Here is a 26,223-nt window from a genome sequence, read left to right as displayed (position 1 = left end):
TCTTTAAATTTTTTATATCTTACTTTTAGTTTATTTTTTAATCTGCAGTAAAATTGATTTTAAAAGAGAACCCTGGAATTCCTCTCTCCTTATAAAAGGAAAGTTATGATATTTAGCAAGTTAAGGATATGAAAGAATCCAATATATTCTATCGAGGTATAAATTAAAATATATATATTATAAAAAAAGCCTATCCCTCAATAAGGAAATCGGCATTTTCTTTTGGAAATTCAGTATGTAAATAGTGTTCTTCAGCTTTCCAGTATCTATTTTTAAATTTTTCGATTTTTTTTTGAGTTTCCGCATTTTCCCGAAGAAACCTTTTTTCTCTAGAACATTCCAGAAACACGAGAAAATCAAAGTGGTTTTTCCATTCTTCTCTTTGCAGGAATACACCTTCTATTATGATTACACATCTCTCAGGGAGATAAATATCGCGAAATTCACATGTATCCCTTTCATTATCATAAAACGGAAGACTTAGCATCTGTGCGGATTTTAGTTTTTTGAAAAAATGGTGTGACAGCCATTTTACATCCCACTGCAGGCTGTAATATTCGTACCACTCTTCTTCTCCTGTGTTATACCGCTTATTTCTTTCCACAATATGATCGTCAATATGAAAAATAACATATGGAATATTGTTCTTTTTTAAATAATGGCTTAAGTGATTCACAAGCGTTGTTTTGCCAGATCGGCTTAAGCCATCAATTCCAGCGATATAACGATTTCCAGTATGATTTTCCTTTATCTGCTTTAAAAGAATATTGATATCATTTTCCATCTATCTTTCTTCCCCTTTGTTCATTAATTGGTTACTTTGTACAATCAAATTTTATAGATTGGGATAGATAAACTACCCTTCTAAGATCCTTTAATAATCACAGAGCAAATTGCATGACAGTGAAAAGACGGTTGGCATTGTAGATGGCCTTACCTACGAGTTCGAGCTAAAAAGATCCGCTCTTTAATTACGCTGCTGGTTCTTCAACTAGAGATTGACTAGGAAATTTACCGATTAATATGTCCTTGGATCACAAACTGCCAGCAGCTAGTTTCACCTGAGAGCTTTTTGCAGGTTTAGAGGGGTTCCCCTCGGGTCGCGAGTTCTGAATATCTAACAACACCCATCCTCCGATCCATTTATCAGTATAAAAATTTTACAGAACTATAATTAATCCTGCTGCTTGATTTTTTTTAGTATATGATTTATATTAATTGAGCCATCAATAATTGATGGCTCAATTAATATGAAGGAGGCATACCTTGGCCGATTCATGTTCTGAAAAAGGTCTTATTCTATATGCTTTGCATGAGCTGCACAAACAGGTTAGCCCAAAGTTCGAAAAGTGCACCGGCATAAGCCAGTCACGCCTGGATTTATTGCATGAGCTTTGCCAGGCTGACGAAATCAGTCAAACTGCTCTTCAAAAAGAGGTCAACATCGACAGTGCCGCTGTTACCAGGCATCTAAAACAGCTTGAAACTGCAGGCATGGTATCAAGGCGAAGAAACCCGGATGATAATAGGATCACATTGGTTAAGCTTACAGATCATGGGCGCAATGAAATCATTTCCATGCGTGATGAAAAAGCATTTTTTGTAGCTCAAATGCTTGATGGCTTTTCAAATGATGAATGCAATCAGCTTTTAGATATGCTTAACAGAATGAAAAGCAATATAAAACACATCCGGGCTTAATTCATATCACTTTCATTTAAGGAGAAACATCAATGACAAACACAACTTATATCAACGACTTTAAAGAAATCATTACAGGACGCCGTTCCATCAGAAGCTACGATCCTTCGGTAAAAATCAGCAAAGAAGAAATGGAAGAAATCCTTACGGAAGCGACTCTTGCACCTTCCTCTGTGAATATGCAGCCATGGCGTTTCCTCGTCATCGAAAGTGAAGAAGCAAAAGCGACATTAGCGCCGCTTGCCCGCTTCAACCAGCCACAGGTTGAAACATCTTCGGCGATGATCGCAGTATTCGGTGATCTTAATAACTTTGATTACGGCGAAGAAATATACAGCAAAGCAGTCGAAATGGGCTTTATGCCGCAGGATGTTAAAGAAAATATGATGAATAGCCTTACAGCGCATTTTTCCTCTCTTGCTCCAGAAGCTAATAAAGAGACTGTCTTAATTGACGGCGGTTTAGTGTCCATGCAGCTCATGCTTGCTGCCCGCGCACATGGATATGATACTTGTCCGATTGGCGGATATGAAAAAGATAAAATTGCCGAAGCTTTTGGATTAGACAAAGACCGCTTTGTGCCAGTAATGCTGATTTCAATCGGCAAAGCAGCTGGAACAGGCTATCAGTCCGTACGTCTTCCGCTTGAAAAAGTTGCACAATGGAAATAACAGAAAGCACCTTTGAACAAAGCGGGCAAATGCCGCTCAGGTAATATAGATGAAAAATTGAAAAGTGCCCAACTCTAACTAATGTGCTGCAGTTCTTTCTATAGTGCTGTAAGCGACACTGAAAGGAATGTTAATATGTTAATCATTCATGCAGGATTTACTATAGACTCAGCAAAACACGAGGAATTCTTAAAAGAAATCTCACCGCTCATCGATGCTTCAAGAGCCGAGGAAGGAAACATTTCTTACGACTTATACAAGCACACAGAAAAAGAAAATGTATATACAATGGTAGAGGTATGGCAGGATCCCCAAGCTGTTGAAAGCCATAATAAAAGCTCCCATTTTACATCTTTTACAGCTGCAGCCGGCAATTTTCTGACTGCTCCATTAGATGTGAAAGTATTTAACGGAGAGCCCCTAAAAAGATAAATTCAGCAACATTACTCAGCAGCTGCATGAGCATATTACTTTTGCAGCTGCTGAGTTTTATTGTATGAACCAAAAATGAATTTTTTGTTTTTTATACTTTCAACAGTCTTGGAAATTCTGTCAGCCAGCAAGATTATGGAAGCTCTCCGGCGCGAAATAAACGCCCTCCCTGATATACTCTCTGCTGTGACATGCTGTTTTCAGCCCATTTCAAAAGGCTCGCTGCGGTAAAATACTGTTTTTTGTCAATATATATATACTGCATCTTTTCACTTGGTTCAGATTCACTTTTTTCAGTATGTAAAATAACCTCCATCTCAGGGACAGTTATACCTAAAACCTTTGATGCTTCTCCAATTGTAAGCAAGTAATGCGCCTTATTCTGCTCTTTTGTCTGTGAATTGACAGAAACCGTTGTTGCCTTTGCAGAATCCAAAAAGCCTCCAATGATAATGCCCAATGAGATTATCAGTGCCGGAATCCAGTTATAGTTATTTTTCATTTCCCCTCTCCTTTCTCAAAAAAATTCATCTGGAACCAATTGGTTATGATACATAATATCAGTATTATAACTGAACATGGTTAAATTTGGAATAAGGAGTTATTAATTAAAAAAGGCTCTTTTCTTAAAGATTTTTGTTTTTTTAATTTGTTATGTGAAGCGTCCCCATTATCAAGTCAGGTTGAATGGAACGTAAGGTGCGAGACTCCAGCTTAGATTAGCAAAATAGGAACTCACGCTGCACAGCCGAGGAGGCTCACAGGCTCCCCCCCGGAAAGCGGGCATCCTGGAGAGGAAATCAGCCACTATGTTTCATTGCAGCAAAGTTTATGAAAACAGCTTTTAAAAAATAGCGTAACATTGTACTTTTCTATAAATTAATCCCTCTCTGGTCAATATTAAGTCCTTCGTATTCACGGGAATATTCTTCGAAACCGTTTCAGAACTAAAGCTTTCCCATCATCTTTCTCCAGTCCTTTTCTAACAAACTATAGATAATAATATCCTCATAGTGGTCATACAGCCATTGTCCGTCCTTTTTAATGCCCTCTGCTGTAAATCCGAGTCTCTCAGGCACCTTTATGCTTTTTGTGTTGCCTGCTGCACATTGTATTTCTATTCGATTTAACTTCATTTCATCAAATAAGTATCTTGTTAAAGATTGTATGCATTTGGTGATAATCCCATTACCTTGTGCATTTTCAGACAAAAAGTAACCTATGCCCGCTGTCTTATTGTTCCAGTCAATATATTGCAGGCCAATCATGCCGGCTAATTTTCCATGAAATCGGATTCCAGCATCAAATCCATTATTATTCGCATAATTTGTAAGCCATATAGGAATGATGGATTCAAAGTCTCCTGCTGATTTTCTCTTATCTACCCACAGGAGCCACTTCCTCAGATACTCTCTATTTTCATCAATAAGCTGGTATAATTCTTCTTTATGATGCTGCTGCAATAGCTCTATTTCAATCTCTTTATCTACGCGAAACGAAAACACAGGCAGGTTCCCCCTTATTGATTTCTGATAAAAGAAGTATTGCTTCAATTTTATGTAAGCACCATCCCTGTTTGCCTGCATAAACTTATCTGTACCAAATAAGTTTATGATAAAGGATGGAACATAAATGGCTGCAAATATTGATTATTCCTCTCCTGCTGCACAATTCACCTATGATGTAAACAAAAGCAAAACATTTAAAAAAGATAAGCGTAACTTCATTAATGTATTAGGAATTAAACAATTGAACACGCTTGATAATGTGTCTTTGCTAGACATTTTCTTAAGCGCGAATAATGTAATTGAACCACACTATCACCAAAATGCGGCAGAACTCGTTTATTGCATTTCAGGTTCTGCAGTTGTTTCCATTTTCAACCCATTTACTAAACAGTTTCAAAACTATCCCATCAGGCCTGGGCAGGTTGCCAATGTCCCACATGGATGGTGGCATTATGAAGTGGCTTCTGAGAATGAAACACATCTGCTTGCCATATTTAATGCCTCCGAGCCTGAAGTTATTTTAGGATCTGACCTGCTAAAGTTCACTCCTGCAGATATTATGGCAAAAACGTACTGTATGAATGAAAATCAATGGAAAAGTACTATAGCGCCTATACAGCCCAATACATTTATCGGTCCTGCCAAAAATTGTGCCGAAAGACATGATTACGGGAACTATTCCCGCCATCATAACGAGCACTATTATCAGAACCCCCCTATGAACTCATATGAACCATACAATTATCCCCGCTGACATCACTCATACATTAATCCAATTTCATATGTATGATGAACGGATCATACTTTCTGCAACATGTGAAAAGCAGCTGCAGGGGGGCCATTTTTAAGATGATGCCGGATGATATCAGCGCACTCTGCCGGTTTGTGAATGGATGTGTCTAATTCAATATCATAAATTCCAGGAACATGGACGGCCTCCTGCCATAATTCAACAGGAGGCGGCACTTTTCCGTCCGCATCATATCCTTTTTGCCATGTGTTAATTCTCCTCTGCATAACAACATCGATAGGACAAAACACACCGGCAAATAATACTGGTAGCCCCTCCAAAATGTTAGCACACATTGGAAGGATTCCAAGCGGCTGAGAATAGCCATCATGGTGCCCCACATCACAAACAACATGAATTCCAAGCCTGCTGTGACTGGCAATAGCTTCATACATACCCTGATAAAGCTTCACAATGAAAGGCTCGAGATCTGGCCGCTCACCGCCGGGACGCAGCCCTATTCCCGGCTGAAAGCGTTCTGGAGTCATTTGCATAAAATGATCTGTCCCCAGGTTCATCCATATTCCCTCGAAGGTTTCCTGTATAACTGCTGCTATACTGGACTTTCCGGATCTTGGTGTGCCATTTAGGATTATTATTTGTCCATATTTATTTACCTGCTGCATGACGGCCCTCCTTATTTTTAATAGATATAGAAGATTTAATAATAGAAGAAATGAATAGATTTTCACGATTAGGGTAAATCAAAATTGAAGGAGTGAACAATTTGAACAAACAAAAAAAGGAATTCGATTACTCGCTTGATTATGGCAGCATAGATTTCCGTAAGCATCCAGAATTATACCGTGTAGGCCGGGGTGAGCAGGGTGTCTTGATGGTAGAGCCCTATAAAAGTGAAATACTGCCTCATTGGCGTTTTAAAACTCCGGAAATAGCAGAAAAGTCTTCAAATAAAATTTATCAGCAGTTCCTCGACTACAAATCCAGCAAAGATTTCGTCGGAATGGACATGGCGAGAAAATTCCTTCAGATGGGCTATACAAGGGCTCGCCGCTATACCAATTATAAAGGCGGAAAAAAATATAAACAGGACGGCGAAGTGAAGGAACGGCAAAACGATCCAGTCAAAGCTGAATCAGCAAGCATCTTCATGGAAAAGTGGAAGCTGGCAAGAGAGGATCAAGATTACCTTGCACTGAAGAAAATGCATCAGGAAAAATACGGATGAACTTAAGGACAGGGGCACCTTAAGTTTTTCTGAGATGCCTATATACCTGATTGCCCTATTTTACTAAAGTTCAGTGTTTCTTCTGCAAACCGGATATCCCTTCTATTAATTATTTTAAAAGGGGCTTCATCCTTAGAAAAATCACAAATTTTTTCACAAAAAACGAACTACTCCGATAATTCAATTTAACACAATAACCATCAAAATAACACGCCTTTTTTCAAGCTTTTATAGAGCTGCTGAACAATGTATCTTTTTTTCCTGCCATCCAGATCTATACCAATCTTTCGCAAAGCCACAAACACCAATAACCTTATTGTCCGGCATGGTCCCGCTAGTCTTCTCATTTAAACAGTGTCTTAAGCCAATATTCATTCTCTTCCATTAAACACTGTTCATCTTCTCAAATACAAAAATAAACCAATATCCGCATCCCGCCACATATCCAATTCCTGAGTGTTCACCATCCGCCATTTGATAACGGCTTGGGGCACTTAAAAGAAATATATGCTGGCCTTAACTGTTAAATATAAGGCTGTTTTCGTAAACTTTGTTGCTATTCAACAAGTGGTTGATTTCCGCAGGAGATGCTCGCTTTCCGCGGGAAGAGCGGTGAGCCTCCTCAGCTACGCTTGCGGGATCTCATCTTCCCGCTAATCCCGCAGGAGTCTCGCACCTTATGCTCCAATCAACCTGATTTAACAATATGATTGCCTCACTGAACTCATTAAAAAACAATAATCTCACAATAATCTTTAAGAAAAGAGCCTAAATAAAACAACAAACATTCGTGTTTTGAAGACTTAACGGTCTACTCCATCTTTGAAATGCAGATGCCAATTCTTATCTCCCTTATGTTCAATGTCTTCCACAGTTTTTTCCAATTCCTGAAAAATAATATGTTTCAATTCAGATAAATGCTCTTGAAAGCTTGTTTCCTCTGCAGGATTTGGTTTGATCCCTGCTACAGCGTTTACAGCCACTAACCTTCTATGTTCTTCATTCAGCTTATCTATCGCTTCAACAAGGTGGAGTGTGTACTTAGCCAGATCTTTATGCTGATCTGGGAGTCTTTCCTGATATTCTTGAATTTTTTTCAGCATTATTTTTCCCCTTTTCATATTTTCTTTAGGCTGCAAAGCGGGTAAACTCCGATCTTAATATTCTCATCCATTTAAGTATGCATACGCAATTCCCCATATTTCTCTAAATTTGTGTTAACCCTTCAAGAAGGCATTTACTTATTAATCCTGCTTGCGGTCCCCTTAGTTATTGTTCTCAGTGCCATAAGATTAGACGGAAGTATGAAAGAAATCCCCGGTTTGGCCAAATGGCTTAAACAGCAAATTTATGTGAGGAAAAACCATTAACATGCTTATGAAAATCAAGGTTTCTCTACCCCTTGTATTCAGGTTTCCAAAATTTTTTTTCATTTTTAGCATAATAAAAAGACCTCCATGAATGACATGAGGGTCCTCCGTTCTCAAATGAGTGATTAGGCCAATAGGAATTTTCAAATCATTCTACCTTAAGCTTATACATCATGCAGCTTTAGGATAATGTTGATCAACAAGTTGTTCAATATGCTTGAACACTACTTAAAATATACACATAAAAGGGCAGCCAGTTCTTCCGCAAACTGGCTGCCCCGCTGAGCAAAAAGAAAGCAATCAAAGCAATAAGACTGCTTCCAATATTTATGGTACTTTACCTGTTCAAACCATGTCCACCATTAATATTTTACTAAAATAGAATAATTTGTAATAAATACATTTATCAAACAACATATTTTTCTTTATATTACATGCCGGACAGGAATATCCAGATCATTCGCTGCATATTCATTTATAATGAAAATCCTGTGCCAGGCCCAGCGTATCGTTAATAGAAGGGGGAATTTCCATGTTCAAGGAAAAATTGCAGCTTGCTATACTAAAAGAAATAAAAACGGGCAATAAAAATTTCACAAGGCAGAAACTGCAATTCAGCCCAACTCTTCTGAGTGAAATTATTTTTGATTTAGTGAAAAATCGATTGATAGCAGATGCAGATTTTTACAGAGACGGAAAATATGACTTATCCACTGCAGAGCTTACTTTAATCGGTGAAAGGTACCTTCATGAGCATTCTGATATGCTTTGTGATTACAAAGGGCTCAGCAGTATTGAAGACTGGCTGAAAATAGATATCAAAAGAGGCTGATCAAGGTACTTTTCCCTCAAACAATATAAGCGGATCATGAATTGTTTAGCGTCATACTGCTCTTTAGGCCTGCTGTTTTTCTTGTTCTTTCAGAAAGCTGCGCATTTTAACAAGATACTCCGGGCCATCAAGCGGATCTTTTACAATCATTTCAATAATCGTCAATCTATCCGCATCTTCCGCAGCTGAAATGGCATCCTCCAGCTCTCCATTAGTTTCAGCACTTTTATACAAGGCACCTTCTCCAAAAATTTCAGTCAGTTTTTCGTATTTCCATTCAGGAATATTGTTGTAATCTTGGTTTTTTGTTTTTACATTTAAATACTTTTCAATTGTATATCCCTTGTTATTCAAAATAAATATAATTGGCTTACAGTCATTTTCCAGCATGGAACTAATCTCCTGGACTGTCAGCTGCAGCGAGCCGTCGCCGGTAAATAGCAGGACACGCCGATTTCCAGATGCCATGCAGGCGCCGAAAGCTGCCGGTATCCCATAGCCGATGCTTTGCCATCCTCCCTGGGCTATATAAGATGCCCCTTTTGGCAACTGGATTTGTGATATGCCATAAGAAAATGTCCCTGTTTCAGCGACAACAATGTCATTTTCCTTAAGGCTATTTTTTATTATAGGATAGTATGTCCTTGCCTCTAAGAGCTGTTCTCGTTCAAATGATGTACGTTCGTAAGGAAATGAAGGCTTTACTGCTGGCTCAGTATTTTGATACTGCAGTTCCATCAGGGAAAGAAGCATATCACCGGCCAGGATGTTCATGTATTGTGCTTGTCCCACTTTTACTGAACCTGGATGGATTTCAATAATATTTTCCTGATTTAATTCAGCAGTAAAATTGGCGGTATTAACATCTGACCAAACCGGTCCTATGATAAAAAGGCAATCAGCTTCTTCAATGATCCGTTTTACGGCCTCACTGCCGAACTGGCCATTATACATTCCAATATACAGAGGATGAGTTTCTTCAAAGCCTCCCTTTCCCTGCATGGTTTGAGCAACAGGCAATTTTGCATGTTCTGCAAATTCTTTTACTTGTTTTTGCAATCCAAAGCGCATTGTATCCCTATCAGTTAATATCGCAGCATTATTGGCATTTTCCAGAAGCTTCCCTGCATGATTAATGGCGGCCTTCAGAGACTCGTCATTTGTTTTCACAGGCTCATTTTGCTGTCCGGAAATTTTTTGTATTGGCTTTGTGACTAAATCAATACTGACCGACAAATACACCGGCTTTTTTGTTTTCTTTGCCGTCATTATAGCAGCTGGTATTTCCCATGCGGCATTTTCAGGCGTTAGTATCGCTGTGTATTCAGTAATATTTTCGTACACTTTCCTGAATACATCATAATCACCGTCCATAAGTGTATGGTGCATCAGCTTTTTGGATTGCTGGTCCCCTGATTTTGGTGAACCGACAATATGGATAATAGGCACACTTTCACTATAAGCCCCTGCGACAGCATTACATGCGCTCATTTCTCCTACACCAAACGTCGTGATCATTGCTGCAATTCCTTTTTCCCTGGCATATCCATCAGCAGCGTATCCTGCATTCAGCTCATTTTTCGCGTTAATGAAAGTCATGTCATTTCTATTTTCCAACGTATCTAAAAGGGTGAAATTATAATCACCCGGTATCCCGAAAATATGTGTAATACCTTCTTTTTTTAAGCAGTCAAATAAAAAATCGCCAAGAGTGGCGTTTTGATTATAGGTTTGTAAAGATGACAAATTAATTCCTCCCAGCCATTTTTATTATTATATACCACCGAATATTTCCGCTAATCCGGTTTATAGAATAACAAAAAAAAATAAAACATTTCACCCTTTAAAATGTATAATATTAGCAGATGCTGAATTTCATATTGCCAATATCACAAAATTCAGCAGAGTAATCCTTAAAGGCGGGATAATATTGAATGATCATTTTCAGTTTTTGTATGTGTTTTTAATTGTAGGATTCTTTTTATATCGCAGGATCAGGCGTTCCATTGGTTTTCAGCCTTATAAAGCAAGAAGGCTGATTGCGAGGACTCTCATTTTTTCATTAGTGGCCATTCTATTAATCGCAGGCTGTGTAAACCACCCTATTTCCTTTGTTTATACACTCATTGGAATAGCTCTAGGCGGGATTCTGCTGTTCTACGGAATCAGGCACAGCACCTTTGAATTACGCAGCGGCATCATCTATTACAGGACTTCCATATGGGTAGAATCTCTTGTACTCCTTCTATTCCTAAGCCGTTTTATATTCCGTTTTCTTATCCTTATACAAATAATGGGACAGCAGAAGAACACCTTAAACAGCTCTCAGTACTCCCAGCATTTCATGAAAGATCCATTAACAATCGCCGTTTTTTTCATTTTGGTTGTTTATTACATTGGCTTTTATCTGTTTGTTTATAAAAAAGGGAAAATCAAGAACCAGGAAAACAAAACCACTCTGATCAGCTAACCAAAATAGACAGGGATTTAGGCACCTTAAAGCAGCCTAACTCCTGTCTTTTTCAGGTTTTTCAGCAGCATAATGTGAACCACTTTTCCAAGAATAGCAATATTTATCATTATGATCCGTTGTAATCTTACGATGTACTGCTTTCTTCTAAATTACTATGATATGGATAAGCTAGTGGGCAATTAAAACCTCTATCAGTGTATTGAGCGCAGAATGGAAGAGTTATTTCGAAACGCGAGTATGTGTTTGATGTCACTATGACCGCAATCTCTGCCCCACGGGAGATCCCATAATGATAGAAAATCAAGAGGGTTTGATGCAACACTCACAATCCCCTACTAAATTTAGAATGGAATTTTCTTGATAACTCACTAGAAAATTGGGCAATATATATATGCAAATTAATAATCTAAAGGAGTGGTAATATGGCTGATATGAAAATAAATGTGAATGCTTTTTGGGATGGTGGGGTAACAGGAAATGGAACACTTAAAGCGGAGTACCTTAATACCAAAATCGCTATTCCTACATCCTTAGGAGGTAGTGGTAACGGAGCAAATCCAAAAGAGGTTCTCGTTGCCTCTGTAACGACGTGTTATACAGCAACACTTACTTTTGTACTCGAAAGCAGAAACCTGCCTGTCGCGGAACTTACAGTGAATTCTAAGGCAAATATATCTGACAATGAGTTTAAAATCACTCATTATCCTAACATCGTTTTATCTGCTGAAGCAACTGAAGAACAGATTCTATCTGCACAAAGAGCGACAGAAGCAGCAGATAAAGGGTGTGATGTCGGCAATATATTGAAAAAAGCAGATGTTAAAATTGAAGTTCAAGCCAAAGTTACTTCCAAATGATATTATTTATCCAAAGATCTAAAACTTCTTACCACAGACCTGCAACTTAATACGGTTCTTTAAAATTCTCTATTAAGGTAAAGGCGGCAAACTGCTGCCTTTTTAAGTATTGAAAAACTAATACATTAAAAATAATCCTCAGAATAGCCCTTGTTCCCTATCCTGATCCTCTTTACTTCTTATCTAAGCATCAGTGTTAACGATACCGTTCTTCTTTAAATGGATTTGCTGTCATCGAATAGCCAAGCTCTTCCCAAAATCCTGCCTCGTCCACCTTCATAAACTCGATCCCTGACACCCACTTGGATCCTTTCCAAAGATAAAATACTTCTGGCGGAATAAACCTTAGCGGATAACCATGTTTTGGATCAATATCCTGCCAATCATTATTTTTATCCTTCCAACGGTATACAAACAAAGAATCGTCCCCTAATAAGGACTCGAGCGGCAGATTTGCAGAATAACCAAATCTGTCACCATTGTAGTAACCGTAAATTTTGATATATTTTACACCCTCATTGATTTCAACAAATTTCAATAACTCCCTTAGTGCAATTCCTTCAAATGAAATATCAAATTTAGACCAGGTGGTAACACAATGCATGTTAACGGTTGAAATGGTCTTCGGAAGCTCCATGAATTCTTGATAAGATAAGAACTTTTCTTCTTTTACCTCACCAAAAATCCTGAAATTCCATGTTGCTTCATTAAACTTGGGAACATCCCCATTGTGTAGTATCGGCCATTTTTGTGTTTCAAATTGGCCGGGCGGAAGCTGTTTTTCCATAATACACCATCCCTCTATTTAAGTAATTCACTGTGTTTTAAATAGTGTTTGCACGAATAGTGCAATCAAACCGGTTTATTTATGAACTGCACTTAATTGATAAAATTAAATCATGTTCTTATTTTTCTTTTTTATTATGTTTACAGCTGATCCCGGAGAATTTATAAGAATCGATTCTAGTGGTTCGTTGGACTTTATTTTATGTCATTTCCTTTGTATTACTCCCTTTACCGCACTTTAAAAGCAACTATTTTAGATTTTATGTTCATATCATATAATTTTTGTAGTAATTAATCCATTTTCATCATAGATAAATGATAATCATATTTTTCTGGAATGTCAACTCCATTTTTGTGTTATAATACGTATATGGAAAAACAAATTGATGTTAATAAACCTAAACGGCGGCTGACGAAAAAGGGAGAAGAGACTCGTAGCCGAATCGTTAAAGCTGCAGCAGAATTGATGTTTGAACAAGGGGTTGCTTGTACAACCGTAGAAGAAGTACAAAAAAAAGCTCAGGTCAGCGCGTCCCAGCTCTACCATTATTTCAAGGAGAAGCGCTCGCTAGTTCAAGCAGTGATTATTTATCAGACTGAGCAAGTGTTAAGTACCCAAAAGTCTTGGGTAATCCAACTAGACAGCATGGAAGCCCTAAGAACTTGGCGCGATGCGATTGTACAGCTTCAAAACTCTCGTCAATACAGAGGTGGTTGTCCAATCGGCTCTCTTGCTAGTGAGTTATCGGACGTTGAGCCTGAGGCTCGTTACGAGCTCGCAGCTGCATTTATGAATTGGGAGCATTACATTCGTAAAGGGCTGCGTACGATGCAAGAACGCGGTGAACTGAGCAGCGATGCCAATCCAGATGAACTTGCTCTTGCATTGCTGACTGCACTCCAAGGCGGGCTTCTTCTTACACAGGTTCGCAAAGAGTCCTTACCACTTGAAGTTGGATTGGACAGTATGCTCGAACATATCAGCTCGTTCATCATTTAATGGGCCTCCAAGCAATATGGCAGATATGAAAAAGAATGATCAAATAGCACAGGCATGCTTTTTCATATATTAATCTAAAAAAAATCATCATAAAGGAGGGCGTATGTTTTTTCTTTTTTTGCTCTAGGAAAGCAATTCATCAATCTACAATGTAACTAACAAAAAGACTTGATTCCAAAATTAGAATTCCCCCCCCAAAAGGATGAAGGTACTTTTTAGGGTTCAGAAAATGTTATGGTAAAAACACACCAATCGTACGTATATGGTGTGTTTTTTTAGCATATGGAACTAAGGACAACATTTTAATAACGAACTATCGGTTTTAAAACATTTACCACCGTTTTGTCATTAGAACCTTTAATGTCCATGTGCCCGACCTAACCCAACTGAGAACTTTGGTTATCTAAAATGGTCGATTTATTTGGTTAACGTTTTTTTCAGAAGTTCCTCTCCGAAATCCGCCATCCTAAATAAAACATCGTTTTTATAATGAACAGCCTACATCAACAAAGAAAAATAACCAAGCTAATTTCGGCTCTATACCTCCATCAGCTTGGTTTAGTAGGTTCTTTTCTTACTTCATTATAATGGTTTTTTACTGGTAGTAATAGATAACACGGAAGATTAAAACTTGTATAACGAAAATTAACATTTCTTCGTGAATACAATCAAACTTAGTTTTAAAACCGTTTTTGCGTCATCTTATACGGCTGTGCGTCCTCCATCGACAGCGAGTTTGGCTCCGTGTACGAAACTAGAACTATCTGTCGCAAGGAAGACGATTGCCTCTGCAATCTCATCCGCCAAGGCTGGACGGCCTGCCGGAGCCTGAGAGGCTAGCTGATCAAGAGCTTCGCCCATAACCTCAGTACCTTCTGTACGCGTCGGTCCAGGGCTGACGGTATTAACACGAACCCCATTTGGGCCGTATTCAGCAGCCCATGATTTTGTAAGTAAATTGATGGCCGCTTTGCTCGAACCATAAAGGCTCATACCAGAAACACCGTAATCGGCAACCATCGACGATAAATTGACAATTGCCCCCTTGCCTCTTTCAGCCATCTTAGGTGCAAGTTCAGCAACGAGGAAATACGGTACTTTAACGTTAAGTGCATACACACTATCAAAATCTTCCTCCGTTGTTTCATTCGTAGGTCCGAATGGAAAAATTCCAGCATTGTTGATAAGTATATCAATATGACCATTTCCGAGCTCGAGTGCACGTTTCGCCAAGCTGCTGGCACTCGACGAGTTATGAAGATCAGTCTGAATGAAATCAGCCTTCCCTCCTGCAGTTCGAATATTCGCAACCGTCTGCTCACCACGATTTGCATTACGCCCCGCAACAATGACATGAATTCCAAGTCCAGCGAGTTTATTTGCAACTTCCCGTCCAATACCACTTGTTCCTCCTGTAATCAGTGCAGTAGATTGATTTGTATTCATTTTATCCTATCTCCTTTATTTTTTGGATTGTTTACTCCATTTTCAACAAAATAAATACTACTCGTTTTTTTTTGGATTGTCAACTCCAAAACTTTTAAGTTTCAATGCATTCATTAAGGTATTTTAAAATAGGAATGTTTGTCTTTTAGTTTTACGAACGTAAAAAACGTCCATTTCAATAAACTACCATTCGTAAAATGTACTTTTTAAAAGATTTCTAACTCCTTAAGCTTACAAACTTTAGATAATTACACTTGCTCTTTATTTTTAAATCACAATTGGATTGGACATCCTCTAATAATTAATAAAAAAACAAAAAAAGAGAAGTTTCATACCCTTCTCTCAATACTCCAAATCCTTTTTAAATTATTGTTTTAGGATCTTCCAGTTGTTTTCTTAGTTTTAGCGCAATTTTAATTGTTTCCTCACATAAAAAAGGCAGCCGAATCGCCGCCTTAATTTAAAACACCATTTTATTTAAAATGTCTAAAAATAAGTTACTACATCTTGTTTCAAGGAAGTTTGCATTAAGCTTTCCATTTCCTCTTACTCCGTAATTCCAAACAGTGTATAAAGTTTAACGTACTACATTAACAAGTTCATTGATGGAGTTTAACTTGGAAGAAAGCTCAATAAACCATGCTTCATCCCCCGTTAATAATGCCAAGTCTATCAGAAATAGAATTTGTTCCTTGTTTACCGCCTTAGAAAGTGGAAGTTTCTTAACATTTTTACTTAAAGTCGAAATTGTTTTGCCAAGCATTTCACGATTGTCACTCTTAGCAACCGTTACTTTAACAACTCCATCGAGAATACTCTGTGACTCAATAAAACCAATTATTAATTCCCCATTCTTTAATTTTCCCTTAACCCAATCACCTGTTTTCAAAACGGAATTACCATTCGTAAACATCCATTTTCACCTTCTTAAGTTATTTTTGTAATTTATGAAAGTACCCAAAAAAGAAGAACCTCTTTTTGAGCTGCAGTGAGCGGGGATATATCACCCAGATGAATCTGTAATTTTTTTATGATAATTTAGAAGTCTACAGCCATTAGTCACAGCCGCTATTTTGTTCTTGATTTACAAGATCAACAACTTCTTTAATTGTATAGTTCTTTAAATACTCACCCAAATGTTCTTCCGCACCAAAGAAAATTGCAAATAATACTCTTTTCATATTCGCGCCCACAATACACTTTTTATTTGAATCAGGACACTTTGGCTGCAGAGCACCTTCAGAAGTTATCAAATATATATCCCAAAGATTAATTTCGCTAAGGTCTAAAGTAAAAATAAATCCGCCGCCGGTTCCTTCTTTTGATTTTATAAATCCGTGTTTTTTTAACAAGCTTAACACTTTTCGAATGCGTACCGGGTGAACACCAGCACTCTCTGAGATAGCATCACTTGTTGACATCCGGTCTGACTGCAACGCAAGAAAAGTTAAACTATGAACGGCAAGCGTAAAATCACTATTCATGGCCCTGCCCCCTAAGAAATAAAAAAGCGCTTTTAGTATTCTGTAGTCCTTTTCACTTTTTTAATAGTTATAACATAATGTAATAATAAATATTACAGTTTGGAATGTCAAGCAGTAATGGAAACACGCTTGTTCCAAATCCTTGTTTGTTTAGGCAGTTATACGTTTAAATATCCCATTGTCTTTTGACTTATTGTGCCGCTCTTTTTTATTTTTCCATATCATTTCTTTATATACAATGACATCGGACTAATAATTTCTATCTTTAAATGTAACTGTAACAAATACTTCAATCAGCGATTTCAAGGATTAGTTTTAACCGTTGAGGGTTTGAAATATTGCTCTTTATTTTTCATATTACTGTGACTCATGCCTTTGCATGATCAAAAACTGAAATGTTTTTGATTTAGTTGAAACAATGTCATTAGTTCCACCTTCTATCAAGCGAAAATTAGAATTAATATCATCAATTGTAAAGGAATTACCATCTGGGTCGGTACAGAAAATTTCAGAGAATCCACTTCCCCCCAGGAATATCGTGATAGTTCTCAACTCTAATTGAAAAAGTGACTCATTTTTGGGTAAGCTTTCACCTCGACGAAACGTATGTGAAGTCGGGCTCGACTATCAAGAGGAGTTACTGTCCCACAACCGGCACTTTGAAATGAACAAGGTATTTCTTTTAAAGTATCTATCCCGTCAATTCTTTTCCTCTCCTCTTATAAAAACTTACATGATGGAGACATTTATTTCCAGTCTAAACCTTTCCTTCTTCTTTTTAGATAGTTTATTTTTACCTTAGTCATTTTCGAACATAGGATCACTTATCCCCTCCTCCACCAGATCTTACGAAAATGGCACAAACGCTAACTAAGATAAGTACTTTTCATACGTGTATACCCTCTATAGTGTAATTTGGGAATAGCAAGTTAATTTTTCTTGACTTCACAAACTGTAAACATTAAAATTACAGTAATTCCTTTGAAAGGAAGCAACCAATTTGAATAGTTTAAAATAGTTTTGTTTGTTAGGGACATTTACCAGACCTTTACTTAGTAATGTCTATACTGTAAACTATTTTATTACAGTATGTTTCATAAAAAACAAACTGTAACTTTTTTTATTACATTAATAGGAAGCGTAATTTTGACTTTCTATATACATTAATATTATAAGAAAGAATTGGAGGATATAATAATGGCTATCTCACACGTAACAGATCAAACATTTAGCACGGAAATTAAAGAGGGCTTAGTTTTAGTTGACTTTTGGGCACCTTGGTGTGGTCCTTGTAAAATGATAGCACCTGTATTGGAGGAAATAGATGGTGAAATGGGTGACAAAGTAAGGATTATCAAGCTTAATGTAGATGAAAACTCAGGAACAGTAGCCAAGTTTGGAGTCATGAGCATTCCAACGTTGATTCTATTCAAAGACGGAGTGGCTGTAGATAAGGTTATCGGATTCTATCCAAAAGAAGCTATGACAGAAATAATTTCAAAGCATATGTAATATAGACTTTGAAAATGCAGGAGCCGAAGTAACCATTGCCATCTGTGACAGGTGAAATTAGCCGTGATCATGATGGAAAAGTAACTACTTCGGCTACAGTTGCTAAAACTGGTTTGCTTTCTGGAAGGAAAGCAACATGCTATCCAGTAGAAGTTCAAAAGAACGAATTGAAAGCTGTTGACGTTAAATATGTTGAACAGCATGTTGTTGCCCATAATGATATTATTACTGGCGATGGTCCAGAAAGTGCCAAAGAATTTGGAAAAGCCCTTATTAAAGCATTACGTTAGTTCTATATTAAAACTATTGGTAAAATAAAATAATAAAGCGTTGGGTTATTTTAATTTCACTAAAAGTAGTATGTAATAATGATTTCAGATACAACCTAAAAAGATTTTTTTAAGGAGGGTTCTACAATGTCATTAAAAGGAAAACGTGTGGTCGTAATAGGAGGTACTTCTGGTATCGGATTATCCGCAGCAAAGGCATTTCTTGATGAATCTGCTCAAGTCATTATTGCAAGCCGTTCTGATGCAAAACTATCGGAGGCAAAGAATGTAATTGGCGGTAATGTGGAAGCCTACAATATTGATTTTCGCAGTGAAGAAAAACTAGCTGACTTTTTTAAAATGGTAGGGAAATTTGATCACCTTGTCGTTACGGCAGGTGAAGGTGCAATGGGTCATTTTAGCGACTTACCTGTTGAGGATGTTAAAGAAGCGTTTGATAGTAAGTTTTGGGGGCAATACTTAACCGTTCGTGCTGCTATTCCGTACTTAAATGATACCAGTTCTATCACATTGACATCTGGTGTTTATGGAATCCGTCCGCCACAGGGAGCAACTACACTTGCTTCTATCAATTCCGCGATCGACGGATTGGTTAGGGGGCTTTCAGTAGACCTGGCCCCTATACGGATAAATGTTGTTTCACCTGGTATCGTAGACACCCCGCTCTACGGAGGGATGCCTGACGAGCAAAGACAAAATTTATATAGCAGCATTGCACAGCAGCTGCCTGTTAATCGCGTGGCACAGCCTGAAGACATTGCTGAGGCCTACGTGTATTTAGTAAAAAATGGTTTTACAACTGGGACTGTTCTACTTATTGATGGCGGGGCTCACTTGGTATAAAGTGAGTATTATAATGTTATTTTTGTGGCTATACTACAACAATGTATAGCCACATTTTTTTAAAAAATAATCCATACTTTCAATAAGAGAAATGATTGGAGATTCAGTTCGAGCAAAACAAGGTGAGATATGAAAGGAATGATGAAAATGAGTTTACCTGACCATGAAAAAATATTAAAAATTAAGCATACCCTTGAAAAACGTGGAGTAACTTTACCTGATGGAACCCTGCTTCCAAGTATTGGTCAAGGAACTTGGTACATGGGTGAAAATCCTCAAGCGAAAAACAAAGAAATCAAAGCTTTGCAGCTTGGAATAGAACTAGGCATGAAGCTAATCGATACGGCTGAAATGTACGGAAACGGCGATTCCGAACGTTTAGTTGGCGAGGCAATCAAGGGGCGCAGAGATAAAGTTTTTTTAGTATCGAAAGTATACCCTCATCATTCAGGGTTAGATTTGATTGAAAGCGCATGTGAAAATAGTCTAAAACGACTTGGAACAGATCATCTTGATTTGTATCTTTTGCACTGGAGAGGCCGTGTTCCTTTAGAAAAAACGATTGAAGGAATGGAGAGACTGCGCAAGGATGGTAAAATTGTAAGATGGGGAGTTTCTAATTTTGATACGGATGATATGAAAGAGTTGTGGGATACTGCAAACGGAAAAAAGTGTGTAACAAATCAAGTGTTATATCATCTGGGTTCCAGAGGGATTGATTATGATCTCCTGCCATGGCATCATGAACATAACATGCCAATTATGGCCTATAGTCCCCTGGCCCAGGGAGGGACTTTAAGAGAACAATTACTAAGCGATCCAACCATCATTGAGATTGCAGAAAAATACAATGTGCAGCCATTACAGATTGCTCTTGCATGGACCATTCGTTCGAACAACGTAATTGCTATCCCAAAAGCTGTTAAGGAAGAACATGTTTTAGCCAATGCTCAAGCCTCTACTATTCAATTGACCACAGAAGATCTGAACAGACTTGACGAGGTATTTCCAAAACCACTAAGAAAAACACCGTTGGATATTATATAAAATGTATGGGGACAAAGGATAAGTTCTCTTTGCCTGGGAGAACTTATCAATGTCCCTTTTCAAACTCTGATTTGCCAGCAGAGTCCAAAAGTACATTTCTTCACATGCTTCCCCTTTTGATTCCTCCAATTTATAGCCAATTTCACGAAGTGTTTAATATAAACGATTCATCATCACTTTTTTGTGATTTAACAAAAAAATAGGAAAACATTCTGGGATTCCTTCCTGGCAAAACATGGTGTAGTGGCTGTTGCCCCTCCTTCCATGCAAGTGCAAGATGTTACAATCTATTCAAATGTCCGTGTAAGTCGATAATGCTCTTTTTTTCTGAGAAAGCTAGAGAAGTTGCTAAGGAATTGGGCAAACGAAGAAACTCAAGCCAAAATTACTAGTTAGGATATATACATCATTTCAAGACCACTCAAAATCCTGCAAGGTTTGAAAACATGACAAAAAAGCCAAGACTTTTCTTAAAAAGCGATTGGCTTCCTGACGATGTTGGGACTTCCTTTACAGAGACAAATCCTTCATTCTTATACGAAAATTTTATTAATTTTCCCTTTGAACAACTTTAAGGATTTGTTTTACCAAAGCTTCCGCATCATTTGCCTCAATTGTTGTAAGCCGAATCCTGCAAAATGGATGTACTCTACATTTCAAGCACCTTCTGAAACAATCGACGACACGAATTTCAATATCATCTCTATAATTCAGCCGAAGGCTCTCTATGGCTTTATCAGCCTCAGTGTATTCAATGTTTCGTTCACAAAACTTAGCTACTCTCATTCTTTTTCCTTTCTTGATAAAATATAAAAAGGACCATCATAGAAACCTTTGCTTTTATACTGGTCTCGTTAATGGCCCATTTTCCTATTTTAGCCCAAAGAAGGTCCTCGTTTTGAGCCTGCCATCTTTAATCCTGAGTATAATGCGTAAATTGAATATCCAATGTACGAAGATATGTTTGAAGACCAGCATCTTGAATTGGGATGATAAATGCCGGTTCCCCGGATTCATTATGATGAGAGTGCCACAATCCCGGAGGTGTAACGAAAGCTTTTCCTGTTACCCAATCAACGCGAATAGGATCAATAATTTGTTGTGTGACCGGATCTATTTTATCTCCAACCAACGTATACGTACCAGGAGCCGCATAAGCAACAAAGTCAAGAGCTACTGATTTATGGCTATGTGGAGCTTGGTTAGATCCTACAGGAACGATACCAAACATCGCCCATAGTACATGCGTAATCGTTAGCGTTTGATCAAACTTTTGGTTGTTTAATAGAATAGAGATTCGATTCTTCAAATGGGCATCCGGTGCATTAGCTACCTCTCCCAATTTTGCCTTTGCTTGTTCATCCGTATAAAGGGTCGGCTTGAAGCGCGCTTCTGTTGCTTGAACTCCTAGATAGTTCAGAAGCGGAGTATCTAAAATGTAGTAAATTGTTGTATCTTCTATTGCAATGTGATGGCTAACCGATCCAGATGGAAGAGTCAAGAAATCACCCTTCTTCCAATTAATCGTTTCACCATTGACCTCCGTGCTGCCCGTGCCGGAGATAATATAATATAATTCGCTTGTAGCATTTGGTTGTGTTTCAATGGATTCGCCCGCATTAATTCGGATAAAGTGGGCAAGTAGAGATGGACTTGTTGCTGGATAATCTGTTCTCAACTCGTTGGAAAGGTCTAACGTTACAATACGAGTTTCACCAGAGTTATATAATTCTGCCCCAAACTCTTTTGCCGGGATCGGACTTATGACACCGCTTCCAATCGGATCCGCTGCGGCAGTATATTCATAGAAACGAGCATCCCCAGTCCAGTTTTCATTTATAGCCCCCACAAATAATTGTCCTGATTGTACATTGTTAGACATATTTAATCCCCCTGTCACCTTTGATGATACTATTTTACCTTGATAGATAATAGTTGTGAAATATATAATTTATATCACTATGATATATTTTATATATAACTGAACTGATAGGTGATAAATATGGAACTTCGACAACTGAAATACTTTCTTGCTGTAGCTGAAGAATTGAATTTCAGCCGCGCAGCAGAACGTATGCGAATTACGCAGCCACCCTTGAGCTTACAAATTCAAAACTTAGAGAAAGAATTAGGTATTCCACTTTTTTATCGAAATAAACGACAAGTCGAATTAACCGATGCTGGAAAATTGTTTTTGGATGAGGGTTCGAAAAATATTCGATCATCTTAATCGTGCTATCGAAAATGCTCAGCGTACTCATCACGGGGAACTCGGAACACTCAATGTTGGTTTTGTCGGGTCGGCTACCTACGACATCCTTCCCTCTGTTCTTAGGGAATTTCGCAGCTTGTATCCAGATGTCCAAGTACATCTTTTTGAAATGTCCACACCTATACAAATTCAAGCATTGCGAGAGGAGAAAATTGATATAGGGGTTTTGAGACCGCCGGTAAATAACGATGCATTATGTACAGAAATTGTGTCCACCACCCCTTGTGTATTGGCAGTCCCAAAACAGCATCCATTATCAGAAAGAAAAAATCTCTCTCTATCCAACCTTAGTCTTTATCCTTTTGTAATGTTATCCCGAAAAACGTGGGCGGCTCTCTATAACGAAATTCTAGCGCTATGTAACCCTATCATCCAGCAGGAGGCACTTGAGTTCCAAACTGTAATCGGTTTAGTTGCTGCCGGTTTGGGAATTGCGGTCGTTCCCCAATCAGCTATGAATTTACATACCCAAGATGTTGTCTACTTGGATCTAAATAATCAATTGCCCACTGCTTCAATGGGTATCTCTTGGCGCCAAAACGATCAGTCGCCTTTGGTTAAAGCCTTTATCCAAATCGCAAAAGAAGTGAGGTAAACACGCTTTCTAACAACACAAATTAGATTTAAACAATGACCGAACGATTTATTTAATCCATAAAAAAGAAGGAAATATTTCAAAAGCGGATCTATATGCATTATTATGCATTTTGAGGTGGAGATTGAAAAAGGGAAAATCCTTTTAGTCAAACTCGTTTCAATTAACGAGTTAACCAACTTAAGGCTAAATTACTTGGTCTTTAACTTATTAAATAAAATATAAATGTCTAATAAATCTGTTGTCAATGACTATTCAAATTTTTTCTTTTTTCAATGTGTATTTTTAAAGTACGTTGTATTAATGGATGTCTTTTTTCTTAAATCGTCCGCCGTGAACGGAAGATACATCCGTTGTAATGATAAATGCTTGCGGGTCTAACGCTCTAATAATATCTTTCAACTTTGTTTCCTCTAACCTTGTAAAAACACATAAAATAACTCTCCTGTCTTGACCACAATAAGAACCCTCTCCATGTAAATAAGTAACTCCTCGACCTAGTCGCTCTGTAATGGCATCCGCAATCTCAATATTATGATCACTTATGATATATACAGATTTCATTTCTTCCAAACCTTTTTCTACGACATCAATCGTTTTAAAGGCAATAAAATAAGTAAGCATCGAAAATAAGGCGTTTTCCAATCCGAACACAAAGACTGCGATTGAGAAGATTATCACATTAATAAACATGATGATTTCACCAACAGAAAATGGTGCCCTCTTCTCAATTAAAATCGCTAATGTTTCGGTACCATCTAAAACTCCACCATTTCGAATGGTTAGACCTACACCGAACCCTAATGCTAAACCTCCAAAAAACACCGCGAGTAGCTTATCATTTACAATCGGGCTTACATTATGCATGAAAGAAGTCGCTACAGAAAGAGCGATAATTCCATATAACATACTGAAAGCAAAGGTGCCACCGATTTGCTTATAGCCTAAGAAAAAGAAAGGCAGGTTTAATATGATTAGAAATATACTAAGGTTGATTGAGGTCACATGACTTAAGATCATGGACAAGCCTGTTACGCCCCCGTCAATAATATGATTTGGAATTAAAACAGCTTCCAACCCGTAAGCCATAATAGTGGAACCAATCGTAATTAAAAAAACTCTTTTGACAATATTTTTAACTGTAAATTTTTTACGTTGTATCTTCTTTTTTCTTTCCAGTGCATCCATAAGAATTCTCCCCCCATTAATCCTAGACTTAATGGTTTGCGTTTGCCGAAAAAAATGCGATGCCTTTTTTAGCATCTCAATAACATTATAGTGCCATTATTCTCACTTCGATATTCTTCCACTACACCAGTGTCTAACTTCGATGCAATCATCTCTATATCCTGTGGGCATTTTTTTGTTATTTCCCCCCCTTAACTGTGTACTTTTATTCTAAGTCCTATAATAGATAGTTATCGGAACCTAGAACGAAAAAAAAGGTAGTTAGGAGTTGTCAGTATGCTTGTACCTGAAAATGAACAGCTTCCGGAAATTGAACAAGAGAAACACGAAAAAATCAAATTCTACATGCAGAACTCCAAGAGCAAGAACACGCAAAAAAGCTATACAGCAGATGGCAGCATTTTACCAATTGGTGCAAAGGAAATAAACGCTCCCCTCTTCCGGCTGATGTCGGCACAATATGCCTTTACATTTCGGATCTAGCGGAAACACATAAATTCTCTACACTTAGAAGGCGTCTTTCCTCCATCAGTGAAGCCCATCGTTTTAAACGACACCCCAGCACGACCAAGTCACTCGAGGTACAGGCAATGATGGAAGGAATCAAACGGGAAATCGGTTCCCGGCAGCAATCAAAAAAGACCTTGATGCTTCCCCTCCCTCCCGGGACTCATCAGCAAGATAGATACCTCCAGTTTGATCGGTATCCGTGATAAAGCTATTTTATTATTGGGATTTTCCCTGGCCAGCCGACGGTCGGAACTTGTGGCCATCAATATAGAAGATCTGGAAATCAATGATCTTGGGATGGATGTTCGTGTAAGGGAAACAAAAACGAAGAATGATGATTTGATTAAAGCTGTGGTCTATACCCATAATGAGTTTTGCCCGGTACAGGCAGCTAAGGTATGGGTAAAAGTTTCGGGGATAAGTACCGGTGCCCTTTTCCGTTCTGTTGACCGGCATGGAAATATTAATGATCGTTTAAGCGATAAATCAGTTGCTTTGATCGTAAAGAAATATATTTGGGAACTCGGTATGGATGAATTGGATTTTGCGGCACACAGTTTGAGAAGCGGAATATCGACCAGTGCAGCCATGATGGGGATGACCGATATAGCAATTATGAAGCAGACTGGTCATAAGACCAGGGAAATGGTTGACCGGTATGTTCAGGCTGGTTTGAGGTATAAAAATATGCTAGCAGTATTCTTAAAAATCTTTAATATAATAACCACTATATAATAGAAGAAACTCGACTTTTATTGTAGAGCCTTATCAATGACCTCTACCCTGTCAAGATGGTTGCTTACTTCTAGTTATTAATAAAACTCCAGCGTACACAGAGCTTTGTTAAGTATAAGCTACGATAACAGCCCTAACTGCGACAGGCTCGAATAAAAAATCTTATAAAATATTGACCGAAAAATTTACCATGTTGCTTATCATCTTTATTTACTTGTGCCTGCTGTCTAAAGCCTGCATAGATACTTTAATTCTGCCTTTCCATCCAAGTCAATAGGAGATTGCTTGGCCTGGTAGACATTTTATAACCATACAGATAACCGTCACCCTCCTATTTATTCCACACATGGTCTTTGTTTGGATTTTCCAGCCAAAGGTTTATCGAGATATTTTTTACCATAAGAATTAACGTTTGGAAATAATAGCCGGAGTGACCAATTCTAAAATGGATTGGCAGTTTTTCTTCTGGCATCCTGAAATGTGCTGTAAAACTCTTTACTAAACCAGCTAATAGGAGTCAAGAACTTCTTATTAAAATATATTTTCTTCCGTGTTATGCTTTTTGAAGACACGCCAAATAACCCTCCAAACATTAATTGGAAGGTTTTTCATAAGATGCTTTTTATTGTGGATTAAGCCAAGTCTAGGAACTGCTCATTCCTTTTTAGGATTGCAAAAATCCAGTGTAAGAG

27 protein-coding genes and 3 pseudogenes are annotated in these 26,223 nt (G+C 37.9%); 17 read left to right on the top strand and 13 right to left on the bottom strand.

All coding sequences use genetic code 11. The features are described from left to right. Window positions 1-190 precede the first annotated feature (190 nt). The gene (locus BIV59_RS13375; protein ID WP_071351995.1) at window positions 191-784 is read right to left on the bottom strand and encodes a kinase; all 594 of its coding nucleotides are present in this window, start codon (window positions 782-784) and stop codon (window positions 191-193) included. A gap of 109 nt (window positions 785-893) precedes the next feature. On the opposite strand from BIV59_RS13375, the pseudogene BIV59_RS24450 reads away from it, so the two are divergent. The 4 genes and pseudogenes from BIV59_RS24450 to BIV59_RS13360 all read left to right on the top strand — a co-directional run. Further along, window positions 894-1,002, top strand: a pseudogene (locus BIV59_RS24450) (SDR family NAD(P)-dependent oxidoreductase); the annotation flags it as partial. 264 nt (window positions 1,003-1,266) lie between these two features. Beyond that, entirely contained in the window at window positions 1,267-1,701 is a 435-nt protein-coding gene (locus tag BIV59_RS13370; RefSeq protein WP_071351994.1) for a MarR family winged helix-turn-helix transcriptional regulator, read from the top strand. A 32-nt stretch (window positions 1,702-1,733) separates the two neighbouring features. Continuing rightward, window positions 1,734-2,372: a nitroreductase family protein gene (locus BIV59_RS13365; protein WP_071351993.1), complete on the top strand. Its 639-nt coding sequence runs from the start codon at window positions 1,734-1,736 to the stop codon at window positions 2,370-2,372. Between the two features lie 135 nt (window positions 2,373-2,507). Continuing rightward, window positions 2,508-2,804 (top strand): putative quinol monooxygenase, encoded by a 297-nt coding sequence (locus tag BIV59_RS13360; RefSeq protein WP_071351992.1) that lies wholly within the window; start codon window positions 2,508-2,510, stop codon window positions 2,802-2,804. A gap of 133 nt (window positions 2,805-2,937) precedes the next feature. Here the strand turns inward: BIV59_RS13360 and BIV59_RS13355 are convergent, their stop codons facing one another. Next, on the bottom strand, window positions 2,938-3,306 hold the full coding sequence (locus BIV59_RS13355; RefSeq protein ID WP_071351991.1) for a hypothetical protein: 369 nt from the start codon (window positions 3,304-3,306) through the stop codon (window positions 2,938-2,940). A gap of 445 nt (window positions 3,307-3,751) precedes the next feature. After that, the gene (locus tag BIV59_RS13350) at window positions 3,752-4,309 is read right to left on the bottom strand and encodes a GNAT family N-acetyltransferase (RefSeq protein ID WP_071351990.1); all 558 of its coding nucleotides are present in this window, start codon (window positions 4,307-4,309) and stop codon (window positions 3,752-3,754) included. Between the two features lie 127 nt (window positions 4,310-4,436). On the opposite strand from BIV59_RS13350, the gene BIV59_RS13345 reads away from it, so the two are divergent. Next, on the top strand, window positions 4,437-5,066 hold the full coding sequence (locus BIV59_RS13345) for a cupin domain-containing protein (RefSeq protein WP_071351989.1): 630 nt from the start codon (window positions 4,437-4,439) through the stop codon (window positions 5,064-5,066). Window positions 5,067-5,110: 44 nt separating this feature from the next. Here BIV59_RS13345 and BIV59_RS13340 read toward each other — a convergent pair whose 3' ends face one another. Further along, complete coding sequence (locus BIV59_RS13340; protein WP_071351988.1) at window positions 5,111-5,728, bottom strand: chloramphenicol phosphotransferase CPT family protein; 618 nt, start codon at window positions 5,726-5,728, stop codon at window positions 5,111-5,113. A 101-nt stretch (window positions 5,729-5,829) separates the two neighbouring features. On the opposite strand from BIV59_RS13340, the gene BIV59_RS13335 reads away from it, so the two are divergent. After that, window positions 5,830-6,291: a DUF4385 domain-containing protein gene (locus tag BIV59_RS13335; protein WP_071351987.1), complete on the top strand. Its 462-nt coding sequence runs from the start codon at window positions 5,830-5,832 to the stop codon at window positions 6,289-6,291. A gap of 803 nt (window positions 6,292-7,094) precedes the next feature. Here BIV59_RS13335 and BIV59_RS13330 read toward each other — a convergent pair. Continuing rightward, entirely contained in the window at window positions 7,095-7,394 is a 300-nt protein-coding gene (locus BIV59_RS13330; protein WP_071351999.1) for a hypothetical protein, read from the bottom strand. A 799-nt stretch (window positions 7,395-8,193) separates the two neighbouring features. Between BIV59_RS13330 and BIV59_RS13325 the strand changes: the two genes are divergently transcribed. Continuing rightward, the gene (locus tag BIV59_RS13325; protein WP_071351986.1) at window positions 8,194-8,493 is read left to right on the top strand and encodes a hypothetical protein; all 300 of its coding nucleotides are present in this window, start codon (window positions 8,194-8,196) and stop codon (window positions 8,491-8,493) included. Window positions 8,494-8,556: 63 nt separating this feature from the next. Here BIV59_RS13325 and BIV59_RS13320 read toward each other — a convergent pair whose 3' ends face one another. Further along, the gene (locus tag BIV59_RS13320; RefSeq protein ID WP_240501901.1) at window positions 8,557-10,239 is read right to left on the bottom strand and encodes an alpha-keto acid decarboxylase family protein; all 1,683 of its coding nucleotides are present in this window, start codon (window positions 10,237-10,239) and stop codon (window positions 8,557-8,559) included. A gap of 184 nt (window positions 10,240-10,423) precedes the next feature. Between BIV59_RS13320 and BIV59_RS13315 the strand changes: the two genes are divergently transcribed. Next, window positions 10,424-10,963: a CcdC protein domain-containing protein gene (locus BIV59_RS13315; protein ID WP_083392170.1), complete on the top strand. Its 540-nt coding sequence runs from the start codon at window positions 10,424-10,426 to the stop codon at window positions 10,961-10,963. 425 nt (window positions 10,964-11,388) lie between these two features. After that, the gene (locus BIV59_RS13310; protein ID WP_071351984.1) at window positions 11,389-11,823 is read left to right on the top strand and encodes an OsmC family protein; all 435 of its coding nucleotides are present in this window, start codon (window positions 11,389-11,391) and stop codon (window positions 11,821-11,823) included. 196 nt (window positions 11,824-12,019) lie between these two features. Here BIV59_RS13310 and BIV59_RS13305 read toward each other — a convergent pair whose 3' ends face one another. Then, window positions 12,020-12,610 carry a molybdopterin-dependent oxidoreductase gene (locus BIV59_RS13305; protein ID WP_071351983.1) on the bottom strand — a complete coding sequence of 197 codons (591 nt, stop codon included), beginning with the start codon at window positions 12,608-12,610 and terminating at the stop codon, window positions 12,020-12,022. A gap of 369 nt (window positions 12,611-12,979) precedes the next feature. Here BIV59_RS13305 and BIV59_RS13300 point away from each other — a divergent pair, with 369 nt between their 5' ends. Beyond that, window positions 12,980-13,609 (top strand): TetR/AcrR family transcriptional regulator, encoded by a 630-nt coding sequence (locus BIV59_RS13300; protein WP_071351982.1) that lies wholly within the window; start codon window positions 12,980-12,982, stop codon window positions 13,607-13,609. A gap of 702 nt (window positions 13,610-14,311) precedes the next feature. Here the strand turns inward: BIV59_RS13300 and BIV59_RS13295 are convergent. The 3 genes from BIV59_RS13295 to BIV59_RS13285 all read right to left on the bottom strand — a co-directional run bounded on the left by BIV59_RS13295 (window position 14,312) and on the right by BIV59_RS13285 (window position 16,539). Next, window positions 14,312-15,055, bottom strand: a complete 744-nt coding sequence (locus tag BIV59_RS13295; RefSeq protein WP_139194367.1) for an SDR family NAD(P)-dependent oxidoreductase — start codon at window positions 15,053-15,055, stop codon at window positions 14,312-14,314. Between the two features lie 577 nt (window positions 15,056-15,632). Continuing rightward, complete coding sequence (locus tag BIV59_RS13290) at window positions 15,633-15,968, bottom strand: IDEAL domain-containing protein (RefSeq protein ID WP_071351981.1); 336 nt, start codon at window positions 15,966-15,968, stop codon at window positions 15,633-15,635. A 142-nt stretch (window positions 15,969-16,110) separates the two neighbouring features. Then, a complete protein-coding gene (locus BIV59_RS13285; protein ID WP_071351980.1) occupies window positions 16,111-16,539 on the bottom strand; it encodes an RrF2 family transcriptional regulator in 429 nt (142 codons plus the stop codon). A 1,197-nt stretch (window positions 16,540-17,736) separates the two neighbouring features. On the opposite strand from BIV59_RS13285, the gene trxA reads away from it, so the two are divergent. The 4 genes and pseudogenes from trxA to BIV59_RS13265 all read left to right on the top strand — a co-directional run bounded on the left by trxA (window position 17,737) and on the right by BIV59_RS13265 (window position 20,231). Then, window positions 17,737-18,051, top strand: coding sequence for a thioredoxin (gene trxA, locus BIV59_RS13280; protein WP_071351979.1), 315 nt, complete (start codon window positions 17,737-17,739; stop codon window positions 18,049-18,051). Window positions 18,052-18,140: 89 nt separating this feature from the next. Next, window positions 18,141-18,341 (top strand): annotated as a pseudogene (locus BIV59_RS13275) (DJ-1/PfpI family protein); the annotation flags it as partial. Between the two features lie 126 nt (window positions 18,342-18,467). Beyond that, window positions 18,468-19,184 (top strand): SDR family oxidoreductase, encoded by a 717-nt coding sequence (locus tag BIV59_RS13270; protein ID WP_071351978.1) that lies wholly within the window; start codon window positions 18,468-18,470, stop codon window positions 19,182-19,184. Window positions 19,185-19,331: 147 nt separating this feature from the next. Then, the gene (locus tag BIV59_RS13265) at window positions 19,332-20,231 is read left to right on the top strand and encodes an aldo/keto reductase (RefSeq protein ID WP_071351996.1); all 900 of its coding nucleotides are present in this window, start codon (window positions 19,332-19,334) and stop codon (window positions 20,229-20,231) included. A gap of 549 nt (window positions 20,232-20,780) precedes the next feature. Here BIV59_RS13265 and BIV59_RS24445 read toward each other — a convergent pair. Together BIV59_RS24445 and BIV59_RS13255 are read right to left on the bottom strand one after the other, a co-directional pair. Continuing rightward, window positions 20,781-21,017, bottom strand: a complete 237-nt coding sequence (locus tag BIV59_RS24445; RefSeq protein WP_071351977.1) for a DUF1450 domain-containing protein — start codon at window positions 21,015-21,017, stop codon at window positions 20,781-20,783. Between the two features lie 127 nt (window positions 21,018-21,144). Continuing rightward, complete coding sequence (locus tag BIV59_RS13255; RefSeq protein WP_071351976.1) at window positions 21,145-22,113, bottom strand: cupin domain-containing protein; 969 nt, start codon at window positions 22,111-22,113, stop codon at window positions 21,145-21,147. Window positions 22,114-22,233: 120 nt separating this feature from the next. Here BIV59_RS13255 and BIV59_RS13250 point away from each other — a divergent pair. Next, window positions 22,234-23,098 (top strand): annotated as a pseudogene (locus BIV59_RS13250) (LysR family transcriptional regulator). A gap of 300 nt (window positions 23,099-23,398) precedes the next feature. Here BIV59_RS13250 and BIV59_RS13245 read toward each other — a convergent pair. After that, window positions 23,399-24,286, bottom strand: a complete 888-nt coding sequence (locus BIV59_RS13245) for a YitT family protein (RefSeq protein ID WP_071351975.1) — start codon at window positions 24,284-24,286, stop codon at window positions 23,399-23,401. Between the two features lie 276 nt (window positions 24,287-24,562). Here BIV59_RS13245 and BIV59_RS22850 point away from each other — a divergent pair, with 276 nt between their 5' ends. Both BIV59_RS22850 and BIV59_RS22845 read left to right on the top strand, forming a co-directional pair. Next, the gene (locus BIV59_RS22850; RefSeq protein WP_083392168.1) at window positions 24,563-24,769 is read left to right on the top strand and encodes a hypothetical protein; all 207 of its coding nucleotides are present in this window, start codon (window positions 24,563-24,565) and stop codon (window positions 24,767-24,769) included. Between the two features lie 189 nt (window positions 24,770-24,958). Then, window positions 24,959-25,531, top strand: coding sequence for a tyrosine-type recombinase/integrase (locus BIV59_RS22845; protein WP_083392167.1), 573 nt, complete (start codon window positions 24,959-24,961; stop codon window positions 25,529-25,531). The last annotated feature ends 692 nt before the right edge of the window (window positions 25,532-26,223 follow it).

It is taken from the genome of Bacillus sp. MUM 13 (assembly GCF_001866725.1).
Lineage (GTDB): Bacteria > Bacillota > Bacilli > Bacillales > DSM-1321 > Peribacillus.
This window is presented reverse-complemented; position numbering and strand designations above follow the sequence as displayed.